The 12,617-nt window shown below is 61.0% G+C and carries 10 protein-coding genes and 1 pseudogene; 5 read left to right on the top strand and 6 right to left on the bottom strand.

From position 1 onward, the window contains the following. The first annotated feature begins 3 nt into the window (after positions 1-3). Complete coding sequence (locus AC0J5Z_RS14460) at positions 4-384, top strand: hypothetical protein (RefSeq protein WP_475033418.1); 381 nt, start codon at positions 4-6, stop codon at positions 382-384. 1,343 nt (positions 385-1,727) lie between these two features. Here the strand turns inward: AC0J5Z_RS14460 and AC0J5Z_RS14455 are convergent. The 4 genes from AC0J5Z_RS14455 to AC0J5Z_RS14440 are packed head-to-tail and all read right to left on the bottom strand — an operon-like array spanning position 1,728 to position 6,070. Then, a complete protein-coding gene (locus AC0J5Z_RS14455) occupies positions 1,728-3,110 on the bottom strand; it encodes an MFS transporter (protein WP_475033416.1) in 1,383 nt (460 codons plus the stop codon). A 43-nt stretch (positions 3,111-3,153) separates the two neighbouring features. After that, positions 3,154-4,392, bottom strand: coding sequence for an NAD(P)/FAD-dependent oxidoreductase (locus AC0J5Z_RS14450; protein WP_475033414.1), 1,239 nt, complete (start codon positions 4,390-4,392; stop codon positions 3,154-3,156). Between the two features lie 3 nt (positions 4,393-4,395). After that, on the bottom strand, positions 4,396-4,719 hold the full coding sequence (locus tag AC0J5Z_RS14445) for a 2Fe-2S iron-sulfur cluster-binding protein (protein ID WP_475033412.1): 324 nt from the start codon (positions 4,717-4,719) through the stop codon (positions 4,396-4,398). A gap of 34 nt (positions 4,720-4,753) precedes the next feature. Beyond that, positions 4,754-6,070 (bottom strand): cytochrome P450, encoded by a 1,317-nt coding sequence (locus tag AC0J5Z_RS14440; RefSeq protein WP_475033409.1) that lies wholly within the window; start codon positions 6,068-6,070, stop codon positions 4,754-4,756. A 114-nt stretch (positions 6,071-6,184) separates the two neighbouring features. Between AC0J5Z_RS14440 and AC0J5Z_RS14435 the strand changes: the two genes are divergently transcribed. Continuing rightward, positions 6,185-7,117 (top strand): LysR substrate-binding domain-containing protein, encoded by a 933-nt coding sequence (locus AC0J5Z_RS14435; RefSeq protein ID WP_475033406.1) that lies wholly within the window; start codon positions 6,185-6,187, stop codon positions 7,115-7,117. A 208-nt stretch (positions 7,118-7,325) separates the two neighbouring features. On the opposite strand, the gene AC0J5Z_RS14430 is transcribed toward AC0J5Z_RS14435, so the two are convergent. Beyond that, positions 7,326-8,087: a DeoR/GlpR family DNA-binding transcription regulator gene (locus AC0J5Z_RS14430; RefSeq protein ID WP_475033402.1), complete on the bottom strand. Its 762-nt coding sequence runs from the start codon at positions 8,085-8,087 to the stop codon at positions 7,326-7,328. Positions 8,088-8,134: 47 nt separating this feature from the next. Between AC0J5Z_RS14430 and AC0J5Z_RS14425 the strand changes: the two genes are divergently transcribed. The 3 genes and pseudogenes from AC0J5Z_RS14425 to AC0J5Z_RS14415 all read left to right on the top strand — a co-directional run bounded on the left by AC0J5Z_RS14425 (position 8,135) and on the right by AC0J5Z_RS14415 (position 10,148). Then, the gene (locus AC0J5Z_RS14425; RefSeq protein ID WP_475033400.1) at positions 8,135-8,527 is read left to right on the top strand and encodes a DUF4406 domain-containing protein; all 393 of its coding nucleotides are present in this window, start codon (positions 8,135-8,137) and stop codon (positions 8,525-8,527) included. Beyond that, positions 8,524-9,204: an NUDIX domain-containing protein gene (locus AC0J5Z_RS14420; protein ID WP_475033398.1), complete on the top strand. Its 681-nt coding sequence runs from the start codon at positions 8,524-8,526 to the stop codon at positions 9,202-9,204. Before AC0J5Z_RS14425 ends, AC0J5Z_RS14420 begins: the two co-directional genes overlap by 4 nt. Next, positions 9,177-10,148 (top strand): annotated as a pseudogene (locus AC0J5Z_RS14415) (PhzF family phenazine biosynthesis protein). The gene AC0J5Z_RS14420 and the pseudogene AC0J5Z_RS14415 overlap by 28 nt, the downstream one beginning before the upstream one ends. Positions 10,149-11,097: 949 nt before the next feature. Here the strand turns inward: AC0J5Z_RS14415 and AC0J5Z_RS14410 are convergent. Further along, on the bottom strand, positions 11,098-12,615 hold the full coding sequence (locus AC0J5Z_RS14410) for an aldehyde dehydrogenase family protein (RefSeq protein WP_475033394.1): 1,518 nt from the start codon (positions 12,613-12,615) through the stop codon (positions 11,098-11,100). Positions 12,616-12,617 lie beyond the last annotated feature (2 nt).

Genomic DNA, 12,617 nt, shown 5'->3' with positions numbered 1-12,617 from the left:
GGGATGAATATGTCAATTAATGCGGTAACGGTGATGCCTCTTGGCGCCCAAGTAGTTTTTTTTACTGAGCAAACAGAGAGCTTAGCTGAGTGGGAGACCGGTACCGAGGCTGCCGTCTCAAACTCCAATTCGATCCTTATCGCCACCCAAGAGGATCTCTTGGGAGATGTTGAGCTTCAGGTGAATGAGGGAGAGGGGCAACCCGAAGGGAAGACGTTAGCTTACGAGTGCGAGCTTGATCTAGGAGAGGGACAAGTCAAGTTCGGAAGTATTCTGTCGAGTCAGGTCGCCTCAGCCACTCTTCAGGCGATGGGGCGTCACCAAATTCAGGTCTACGTCGATCCGGCGGAAGCTCCATCTTCAGTTGAAGTCTGGATTCGGTGACTCAAACAGTACAGTTGCCTCTTTCGCCCCAAGCTGCATGGAGAACTTGCCATCACCAAAGCCAGTGGTCGTCTGGTCTCGGTTCGGCCCCGAGGGCTGAGTTTGAACAACTCTTAGCCCTTTGCTCTCAAAGATTTCCTTTACCGTCTTATGTATTGCTTCAGCCTGATCTTCTGAGATCGCACCGTGCGTACTGTCGAAGCTGAATTGAGCCCCTTTGAATGCCCAGAGGCAGATCGCAGACGTCCCCCTGTGTGTCTGGTGTGACTTTCGTCCAGTCGCCAGAGGCTAGAGCTTGAATTTGGGTGAAGATGTCGAGGTATTCCTTGCGGGCCTCTTCTGGTCCCATAGTTTGCTCCACGGTGCTGGTAGGGGAATCCGTGCCCGGAGTGGTCCCGCACCCTGTAAGGGCAGCGAGGACGGCAATGACAAGGCCTTGGATGAGAAATCTTCGCGAAGACATGGTGGTCATCGTTTCACGTTCGTGAGTTGGTCACTCAAGCCGAGGGCGATCTTGGCTTGGTTGCTGGTTGACTCGGTGCTGCGATCAAAGTACCCATAGATACCGTCCTGGCCACCGGTTTGTCCGTCATGGGTTTTCGTTGGCTGCTCGATGGTGCCATCGGGCGCGGTGGTGCCGTCCGTGCCGAAAGTGACGGCACCGAACCCGGAGTCGTCGGCGCTTTTACGTTGCCAGCCGAGCCCATGCCCGACTTCAGCTACATGGTCCCAGCCGTAGCTTCCCCGGTAAACGGCGCCGGGGCGGCCGAGGTGCGGGCTGTTAGTCGTTGGCAGGGGCTGTGGAGGTTGGCCGGGTCACGCGCTTGACGGCTGAGCATGGGCGGCCTGCCGTTTGCCGCACATAAGGGTCCATATGTCGCGCTGCCGACAGGGCAAGTCAGTGGTGTCGGGTTGCGTTCAGAGAATTCCTTGAGCATCTGTCAGTGAAAGAGGAATCGGGCCCTATTTTGAGGGCCCTCGGCCACCTGCCTGGCGTCAGGTTGAGGTGTGTCCTGACCCGACGGACCTGATAGCTCCGGTTATTCGAGGGCCCGTCAGAGACTTGGAGCCCGCCCCAAGGCTCTTGGATGCACCGCTTCAATTCCACCCTCTAGCTCACAGTTTCGCTCCGAAACTTGCCCGGCAAATGGGAAAGGACTGCTGCAACTTCGAGTTCCTCGGCCTCTTTGCAGAGATCGCCAAACACGACCTGGAGAACGCGCTCACGACTCGCATCACCGGAGATCCTCCGCGAAATGGCTCCAGGTACTGCAACCTTGCAAAGCCCTGCGGGCTCCCGTCATTGTGAGGAGAACCCGCAGGGCCTGGTGTGCTTGTAATTGCTAGAGGGTCGCTTTTTCGTAGGCCCGTTCCCGACGCTGGTCGAAGATTGTGGCTCCGACTTCTTGTTCGGCTTGGTTGTTGATGGAGAGGTCTATGCCTGGTCTGTCCCGCAGGATCAGGACCGCGATGATGGACAGTATGGTCATGCCGAGCAGGTACAGCGAAACCGCGGCGCTGCTTCCGGTGGATTGTATGAGTGCTTGGGCAATGGTCGGTGCGAATGCCCCTCCCAGGATGGCGCCTATCGCGTATGAGATGGATACGCCGGAGAAGCGGACTGACGCGGGGAATATTTCGCTATACCAGGCTGCCTGTGGCCCGTAGCTGAGTCCCAGACCGATGGTGAACAGGCCTAGCGCGAGGTAGAGCATGGGCAGTGAGCCGGTGTCGATGAGCCAGAACAGCGGGAATACCATGAGTGCCTGAGAGGCGAAGCCGATCAGGTAGGTGCGTTTGCGACCGATCTTGTCTGCGAGGTAGCCGGAGAGAAGTGTGAAGAGGAACCACATGGCAGCGGCGAACGTGATCGCAAGGAGTACGTCCGTGCGGTCCAGGCCTACCTGACTGGTGGCATAGCTGGGGATGAATCCTCCGGTAGCCATGTAGCCTGCTGCGTTGTTTCCTGCGAAGACGAGTGCGGCGAGCAGGACCAATAGCCAGTGTTTGCGGAACAGTTCGGCTGCCGGGATTTTCGTCTGCTGCTTTTTGGTGGCGATTTCCTGGAACACGGGGGATTCGTCGACGGCGCGCCGGACCATGTATCCGACGGCGATCAGAACGATGCTGAGCAGGAAGGGCACGCGCCAGCCCCATTCGATGAAGGCTGTTCCGGGGGAGACCCATCCGGTCATAACGGCTGTGACTCCGGAGGCCAGGAGCATGCCCAGCGGCACTCCGAGTTGGGGGAAGGCTCCGGCGCGGCCGCGGTGGTCCCGTGGGGCGTGCTCGACGGCCATGAGTACTGCGCCTCCCCATTCGCCGCCTGCTGAGATGCCTTGGAGGATTCTGAGCAGCAGCAACATGACGGGGGCCAGGATTCCTGCAGTTTCGTAGGTTGGCAGGATTCCGATGAGTGTGGTGGCGGCTCCCATCAGGATGAGGGTTAGGACTAGCATCGGACGACGGCCGATGCGGTCGCCAAAGTGTCCGGCTAGGAAGGCTCCGAGCGGGCGGAAGAGGAAACTTATCCCTACGGATGCGAATGCCAGCAGAAGCCCGATCGACTCACCCGCGGGGGCGAAGAACACTTGGGCAAAGACGAGTCCTGCGGCTGTGGCGTAGATGAAGAAGTCGTACCACTCGATGGTGGTTCCGACGATGGTGGCGAATGCCACGCGGCGTTGCGTATTTTTCGCCGCGGCGTCGGTTGCTGCACTGGGCATGGTTTCTCCTGCGTTGGGTGAAGGCGGTGTTTAGGGGAGAGCGCTAGGCGGGGTTTAGCAGTGCCTGCTTTGTATGTGCTTTCAGGCTGAAGCCTGGAGCCTGGGCTTCTTCGGGTGACAGTCCCAGGCCTGCGGACAGAAGTTTCCGGGCAGCCATATGGTCTGCTGCGGCATTTACGGATTCGACTGCTACGAGTTGGCCATCCCGGTGGCAGAGGACCGAGAATTTGCCTGCAGCGGGGTCGCCGATGAGTGTGGCCGTGTCATCGGCGCTGGACATTCCGGCCATTTGCAGGCGCAGTGTGCCTTGTGTTGACCAGAACCAGGGTGTTTCTTCGTAGTGGTCCGTTGCGCCTAGGACGACCTGTGCTGCGTGTCGCCCGTGCGCCGCAGCGTTTTGGACCGACTCGAGCCGGGTTCTGGTCCGGGTATGGGGGTTCGGGTAGTTTGCGCAGTCGCCGATGGCCAGAATCCGGGGGTCTGAAGTTCTCAGGGACTGGTCCACCACGATGCCGTTGTTTGTTTCCAGTCCGGACCTGGCGGCAATCTCGTCGTTGGGTATGACGCCCACACCGACAACAATGAGATCAGCCGGGTAACGCCGGTTTGTGGTGGAGTGGGCGGCACAGACCGCGCCATCAGGGCCAGCTTCAAAATGGCTGATGCCTTCACTGAGTCGAAGCTCGATACCGTTCTGTCGGTGCGCGTCGGTAAACCATTCGCTCATAGCAGGAGTCAGGGCCCGGGCCATGGGCCGGGGGGCATATTCCAGCACTGTCACGGAGCATCCGTGCACTCTAGCGGCTGCGGCGAATTCCAAGCCAATAAATCCTGCTCCAATGACAATGACGTCCCGGGCTTGGGTGAGAGCCGCGTGGAGGTCTTCTGCGTCCTGCAGCGTTTTCAGGCTGTGAATGCCTGTCGCTTCCGCTCCGGGGCAGGACAGTTTGCGGTTGCGGGAACCAGTGGCCAGGACAAGGTGGTCGTAGGGAAGCGCAGTCCCGTCTGAGATGGTGACGGCCTTGTTGTCCCGGTCGATGTCCGTTGCGGAGACACCGGTGCGCAGGTCAATGTCGTTGTCGGTGTAGAAGGAGGCCGGCCGGAGCGGCAGGGGCCCAGGGCGGCCACCCGGGGCCAGGTAGTCCTTTGACAGCGGCGGGCGCTGATATGGCAGACCCTCTTCGTCGGCGAGGATGGTGATGCTGTCGGTATATCCGCCGGCGCGGAGGGAGTCGGCCGCTTGAATGCCGGCTTGGCCGCCTCCGATGATGATGACCCCCATGGTTTAGACCTGGTCCGTGGGGACGTCGACGATGATTGCGTCGAGATGTGCACCGACGCTCACCTGGCATCCAAGGCGGGACTGGTTTGTCCGCTCTGCCGTGGTGCAGTCGAGCATTTCGTCTTCGTCCTCGCTGAGCTCGGGCAGTGCGTCCTCGAACTCGGGGCGCACATACACATGGCAGGTGGCGCACATGGCTTGGCCGCCGCATTCGCCGACAATTCCTTCAACGCCGTTGGCGACCGCGGCGCGCATGAGAGACGTCCTTTCCTCCACAGAGACGGTGTCGGATTTTCCGGTGGGTTGTACGAAGGTGATGGTTGGCATGGTTCTTCCTTGGAGTGCTTGGTTGGGGCTGGTTTCAGTTCCAGAGGACTGGCATTTTGGTCAGTCCGCGGAATACCCAGCCGGCGTCGATAGAGGGGTTATCAGGGTCCAGCCGCAGACTGGGCAGCCTGTCGAAGAGCGCGGGCATCGCCACTTGGGCCACCTGGGCGCGGGCGACCCAGGTTCCGGCGCAGAAGTGTGCGCCTCCACCGAAGCCAAGGTGCGGCTTCTTAGGGCGATGGATGTTGAACGTTTCCGGGTCAGTGAACACGGCAGGATCGCGGTTTGCGGCGCCGAGCACGACGCCCAGCCGTGCTCCGGCGGGGAGGCGCACACCCTGGAGGACTGTTTCGCGGGTCGTCTGGCGCGGGTACATCCCAATGGGCGCGACCCAGCGGACGGACTCTTCGAAAGCGACGGAGAACAATTTCGGGTTTGCCAGCACGTCGTCCAGTTGGTCCGGGTTGGCCAGCAGGGCCCAGACCGTTGTGGCCAGCACGTCGCGGGGCTCGTTGAGGCCGCCGCCGATGGTCATCTTGAGGTTGGCCTTGATGGACTCAAATGGAATGGGCATGGAGGCCAGCCCGGAAAGCAGCGATGGATCGGGGTTCTTGCGCAGGTACGGGATCATGTCCTCAATGGCCGCGTCTACCTCTTTGGACGATGCTTCACTCTTGGCCCACACGGAGGGGTCGTCGGCGTAGTTGCCGGTGCCATCGATCATCGTCTGGCTCCAGCGCTGGAAGTCCTCCTGGGAGGAGTTGTGGAAGCCACAGATCAGCCTGAGGTTCTCTGCCGCGTAGGGGGCGGCATAGTCCCAGACGAAATCAGCGCCCGGGCCCTTGGCGGCGAGCTCTTCCAGGTACTTGGTGTTGTTCTTTGCGAAAATCGACGCCCAATGATTCTTGATCATTCCGGGGCGCAGCGTGCTGCCGTAGGAGTCCCGGTCCACTTTGTGTTCCGGGTCGTCTTTGCGCAGCATTGAGTGGCCCATGGCCCGCTTCATCAGTGAACCGGATTCGTTGGCGGAAAACGTGTCCGCGTCCTGTTCAATGGTGTGGCAGGCAGCATAGCTAGTGACCATGTAGCGGTTCACTGCCGGCACCCAGTGCACTGGGGCCTCTTCACGCATGCGCCGGTAAATAGGGAACGGGTTGCGGTAGAGGTCGGGAATGGTTACCCAGTCTGCTACCGGGGCCTCAACGAATGCCTCAGCCGCTGGGGAATCCGTGGCGGCACCGTGGTCTGCTGGAACTGAGGCAAGCAGGGCATTCCGCTCCGCTGTATCCTCCGGGAGTGCCCCCGTGAACGGGCAGTGTGGGGCTTTGGGGGTTCCCTGGGTGATCATCATTGGTCTCCTGAAGTCGTGGGCAACTTTGCCTGAGACTCAGTGTGGAACAGAACACATCCCCGGTAAAGTACAAGTATCTGCGATATATCCACGGTTTTTGCGAGGAGGTAACGGGTGGCTCGATACACACTGCGGCAGCTCGAAATTTTTGTTAACGTGGCGGAACACGGAACCATGACGGCAGCTGCGGACACCCTGCTTATTTCGCAATCGGCAGTGGCAGGAGCAATCAACGCACTCGAGCGAGCATTCGGAGCACAGCTGACCATAAGGCGCAAAGCTCACGGCGTGGTACTTACTGCGGCTGGCCGATACGTCCTGGACCGCGCCAAAGGGCTGCTCCATGCGGCCACCGATTTGGAGCTTCACGCCGCAGACGCCGGAGCCGAGTTGCGTGGGTCCCTGACACTGGGCTGCTACGGGACACTGGCGCCTACCGTACTGGCCGCGCTCATCGACAACTACAGTAAGCGGCACCCCTACGTCGACCTCGACTTCTTCGTCGGCCCGCAATCAGACGTGCAGGAAGGGCTCAAGTCCGGAACCTTGGACCTGGCCATCGCCTACGACCTGTCACTGCCCAATGGACTGCGGAGCCAACGGCTCTTCGACACTTCGCCCGCCATCGTCTTGGCCGCGGACCACCCACTCGCCAGGCGCCCGACGCTGGGACTGGAGGATGTGGCTGACGAGCCGATGATTCTTTTGGACGTCAACCCAAGCCGCGAAAACACGATGATGATGTTCTCCAGCGCGGGTCTGGATCCCAACATCCGGTTCAGGACCTTGGACTACGAAGTGACCCGATCGCTGGTAGGACGCGGAATGGGCTATGCCATCCTCGTGCAGCAACCCGCCTCCAACCAATCCTATGAAGGGCGACCACTCGCAGTTCGACCCATAAACCCCGCAGTGCGCAGTGTCCCCGTTTCCATCTCCTGGCCAGCCGCTATCAAACAGTCTCAGAGCGTCGAAGCCATGATCACACTCGCGAGGCAGCTGTACACACCACCCGCCAACGCTGGTTCGGAACACGGAGACATCTGAACGCAAGGTTTGGAGATATTATCCGTCGGACAGCTCCCGGACCTTCCGCTGCACAGCTTCACGCAAGGATCGCGGATCGGATTCACTCTCCAACCGGCGCCCAGCCCGGGGCTCTTCCAAGCACCCTCTTTCGCGGGGGCAGTGAGGCCCAGGCTCGCCCGCCGGATCTCGCCAGCGTCAAGAAGCCGCGGGGACGCCGAGGCGGGCCTCAAGCGTTCGCGTCTATGAGGGTGGTGCCGTTCCTTTCGAGCTCGCTGAGGGTTGGGTCCTGGGGTGCACGGTCGGTGATGATTCCTGCGATCTCGTTCATGGGCAGGACCCTGTACCGGGAGGCAACGCCGATCTTTTCCGCGCTGGCCAGTACGTAGGTGTCGGCAGCCCTGCCGGCCAGTGCCCGCTTCATGGCGGCCTCGTCCACGTCGCCCGTGGTCAGCCCCTCTGTGGCATGCACGCCGGCCACGCCGAGAAGGAACAGGTCGGCCGAGATCGTCTGCGCGGCCTCGACAGCGGCAGCACCACAGGTGACGGCCGAATGTTTGAACAGGCGCCCTCCTAGGAGAAAAACGTCTATGCCTGCATGCGGCACGAGTTCGGCAGCGATCGTGGGACTGTGTGTTATGACCGTGCACGACAGGGAAGGCGCGAGAGCCCGGACAACCGCGAGGGTTGTGGTGCCGCCGTCGAGGATGACGGTACAGCCCGGATCGATGAGGCGGGCGGCACAGCGGGCCACCAGATTTTTGCTTTCGGGCTCAACTATGGCCCGGGCGGCGTAATCGGCGATTGCCGGCGAGACCGGCAAGGCGCCACCGTACACGCGCTGGCACAATCCAGCGGCGGCAAGTTCCCGCAGGTCGCGGCGGACACTGTCGCCGGACAGACCCAGCTCAGCGGCAATGTCCTTCGCGACGAGCTTGCCTTCCTCTGCGAGGCGGGTGAGGAGTAGGGCGTGGCGTTCTGCAGCAAGCATTCGCATTCCTTCCGAGTCTTTCATGTTTGTGCACTATTCTAGAGGCCATGAAGACTTCCATGATGATTCTGATCGCGGGCCCCTACCGTTCCGGCACTGGAGATGAACCGGAATTGCTACGCCGCAATCTCGCTCGGCTCGAGCAGGTAGCGTGGCCCATTTTCCAGGCAGGCCATTTACCGATGATCGGCGAGTGGGTTGCGCTGCCGGTCCTCAAGAGTGCCAGCGTGAACGACCTTTCTGACCCGCTCGCCGGTGAAGTCATGTACCCGACGGCCCAACGCCTGCTCGATCGATGCGACGCCGTCTTGCGGTTGGCTGGGGAGTCCCGGGGCGCCGACCAGGACGTCGCGATCGCCCACGCAAAGGGTCTACCTGTCTACTACCGCCTCGATGAGGTCCCCGGCGTCGACATGTCACACTCGGAAGTGTTCTCGTGACAGTAACGCAAGAGAATCCTCTTTCCCGGCAGCCTGGGACAGACGTCCCGGATGGCAGGGGCCGTACCGGCCTGGACAGCATCGGCATGGGTATGAACCGCAATCCGGATGTAGGTATCACCCGGGTCGAGGTGACGTCGGATGGGTGGCACGTCCTGCGTCGAACAACCTTCACTTATCGCCGGCGCGATGGGCGCCAGGTTGTCCAGCAGCGGGAAACCTACGACCGGGGCAATGGCGCCACGATTCTTCTCTACGATGCCGTCAGGGGAACCGTCCTGCTCACGCGGCAGTTTCGGCTGCCCGCCTATGTCAATGAGCACGTTGACGGGATGCTTATCGAAACAGCCGCCGGCCTCCTCGATGATGACGATCCAGAGGTGGCCATCCGCCGAGAAGCCAGCGAAGAACTCGGCGCCACCGTCGGGGGACTGCGGCATGTTTTCGACCTCTACATGAGCCCCGGGTCTGTCACCGAACGCGTCCATTTCTATGCCGCGCCCTACGGCCCGAGCGATCGGACAGCGGCCGGAGGCGGCGTGACGGAAGAAGGTGAAGACATCGAAGTGTTAGAGATTCCCTTTGATGAAGCACTTGCCATGACGGCCGATGGCAGGATCGTCGATGGTAAGACGGTCATTCTGCTCCAATGGGCAGCCATGAACCACCTCCTATGACCCGTCTCGCATGTCGAGCCTATTTTTTTCGCTTCGCCCTGCTGGTCTCCACACACCCGTTTTCACAACTCACCGAGGATATAGCAATGAATCAGACTCCCGACGTACTTCGTTATGCCGCCTTTGCCACCACGCCTGGCGGAGGCAACCCGGCCGGAGTGGTCATGGATGCGTCCCGTCTCGACGAGGTGCAGATGCAGGTCATCGCGGCCGATGTCGGGTATGCCGAAACGGCATTTATCACCGAGGCTGCCGTCAACGGAGACTCACGTCGAAACCGTGTGCGGTACTTCTCCCCGATTGCCGAAGTACCGTTCTGCGGCCATGCCACAATTGCCCTCGCGGTCGCGCTTTCGAGGCTTCACGGTACGGGAACCTTTATGTTCGATACGTCCGTGGGTCCGGTTTCGATCGAATCCACGGGCCAGGGGGCTCACATCACGGCATCCTTCACGAGCGTGGAACCCCGCGTGGCCGAGTTCCCAATAGGTGTTCTGGACACTCTGCTCGGGTTGCTCGGCGTGGGTCGGGACGAATAGCACCCCCAATATCCTCCCCTGCTCGCCTTTGCTGGAAACTGGCATCCGATGCTGGCCTTCGCTGCCCGAGAGACCTTTGATTCATTCGTGTTCGACCCGGAGACCATGCGCACCCTAATGGACTCCCAAGGCTGGGCCGGTACCGTAACGACGTTCTGCGAGATCGGTGCGGGCGAGTTCGACTCGCGCAATCTCTTCCCGGTAGGCGCCATCACTGAAGACCCAGCGACCGGTTCGGCTGCCGCCGCTTTCGGTGGATACCTCCGCCTGCTTTCGCTTGTGGAACCACCCAGCCGGGTGGTGGTGCACCAAGGCAGCCACGTCGGCCGCCCGAGCAGACTCACCGTTGATATTCCACAGCTCGGCGGGATCACAGTACGCGGAGAAGCCGTCGAAATCGCTTGAGCCGCTCGGGACTCCAACCTCGGTATGGTTTGGAGCGCCGAACATGGACGATACGTCGCCGGCATGTATCCGAACTCTAGAACCTTCGTTGCCAAGTGTTATTGCGCTTGCCGCGCTGGCAGTTACGTCTTTGTGCAGCGCCGGCGCAACCCGATAAAGCTGCGCCTTCTTCTCATGGTGCTGCAAGTACCACAACCAACGATAGGGGCAACGTTCCCAAACAGTTTGGTGATACGGCCGCTATCGGTTGCGATACCCCAGAGAACTCCGCAGCGCGATTCAAAGTGACGGGTATGGAGCCCTTCCGGTCGAAGCGGTCGACGGGAGTTGCGAGCTTGGGGGACCAACGGCCTGCGGTTGTTTGGTATGAGCTTGCCTACCTTATGGCCACCGGTCCCATCGGCATTGCCAAGCAAGAAGCTGGGAAGGCGTCCCTGGAATGTAAGGATCGGGAAGTCGCGCGGACATGGCAGGTGCGGTCTCGCACGAACTAGAAGGGTCACTGAACGTTTCCAACGTTGACTGGGGAGAGATTTCGCCGATACTGAGGACGGTGCTCTGAGGCTTTTGCTGACAATTTCTATGACGGAGATCCAGCCGACTCAGCATTTTACGTGGATATAACGGGTCTGGGTATCGGCAGCAATCGAAGCGAAACGGTTCGTGCTCACGCATGTCGCTACGAACACGACCCACGGCTCGATGTCCTCCGCAGCCGCCGTGAAGCCATGAACATCGGTGTAAATGTTCAGGCGGCCGTTGGTCTACGAACGTTGAGTTCAGCAGGACGGTCCGCAAGTGCTGCGGTCCACGCACCACCTGCGTGCCCATGCTGGACTTAAACAACGTGGACGAGCCGCTCCGGCTCGTCCACGTTGGGTAAACTGACGACCGCCTCATCCGCTTGCCCGGAGAGGCAGGGGGTGGTGGGTAACCCTCGACCGTGGCGTCAGAGCGCGATGGTCACCGACTTCACCTGGGTGTACAGATCGATGCTCTCGGGTCCAAGTTCCCGCCCCCACCCTGACTGGTGATATCCACCAAAGGGCAGTGCGCTGTCCAAGGCGTGGTAGGTATTGACCCAAACAGATCCTGCGTTCAGGCGGCTCGCCACACGGTGTGCCCGGCTTAGGTCCTGGGTCCACAGTGCGGCGGCGAGTCCGTACTCCGTGTCGTTGGCAGCCTGAATCACTTCCTCCTCCTCGGAGAATGGAATCGACACGGCGACCGGCCCGAAGATCTCTTGACGCACGATGGACATGTCCGGCGTCGTGTCGACGAAAACCGTCGGTTCCACGAAGTACCCCGAGTCTCCCCACCGATTGCCGCCCACCAGGGCTCGGGCGCCCTCGCGCTTGCCGGCGTCGAGGTAGCCCATCACCCTCTCCAACTGTTCCTCGGAGACCAGCGGGGTGATGTCAGACGCGGGGTCGTTGCCGGGTCCCATCGTGAGGGCCCGGACTTGTTCGGCCAGAGCGGCGTTGAACTCGTCATAGATGTCCTCATGGACATAGACGCGCGTGCCGGCCTCACAGGCCTGTCCCGAGTTCAGTGTGAATCCCTGGATTGTGCCGGTCACGGCGCTCGGGATGTCCGCATCCGCGAACACAATGTTCGGAGACTTGCCCCCCAGTTCCAGGGACACCTTCTTCAGATTGCCCCTGGCCGCTCCAACGATCTTCTTTCCGACTTCTGTTGACCCGGTGAACGCCACTTTATCCACGTTGGGGTGCCCGGACAGGACCGCGCCGGCGTCTCCGAAGCCGGTGACGATATTGACGACACCCGCCGGAACCCCGGCCTCCACAAGGACGCGACCCAGCAGAAGAGCGGTCAACGGAGTTTGTTCGGCCGGCTTGAGGACCACGGTGTTGCCGGTGGCCAGCGCGGGTGCGATCTTCCAGGCAGCCATCAGTAGCGGGAAGTTCCATGGGATGATCTGAGCGCAGACTCCCACGGGCTCCCTCCGCGTGTAGGAGTGGAACTCGCCTTCTGGCGGCGCCAACAGCATGGAAGGGTTGTTGGTCGCCCCCTGCAGCTTCGACGGCCAGCCGGCGTAGTACCGGAAACAATCCGCTGCGGACCGGACGTCGAAGGCCCCAGCGATGCCAATGGGCTTGCCGTTGTCGAGAGACTCCAGTTCTGCGAAGTCATCGGCGCGCTCCAAAATCAGCTGCGAGATCCGCCACAGCAAGTCCTCGCGCAGGTTCGGTCGCATCCGGACCCAGGAACCCTCATTGAAGGCCGCCCGTGCCGCGGCGACAGCGGCATCAATGTCCGCAGCCTCTCCCTGCGGCACCTCTGCAAGAACCTCGCCGCTAGCTGGATCATAGGTGGCGAAGGTCTTGCCGGAGACGGCATCTACCCACTCCCCATTGATCAGCATCTGCTGAGAACCTGTGAGGAACTCCTTCAATTGCGTGGAGGAAATGGTTGAAGTGGTGTCGGGATCAACGGTGATGCTCATGA

It is taken from the genome of Paenarthrobacter sp. TRD_SC_7 (genome assembly GCF_056156245.1).
Note: the sequence above shows the minus strand (reverse complement) of the source record. Positions and strands in the feature narration are given on the sequence as shown.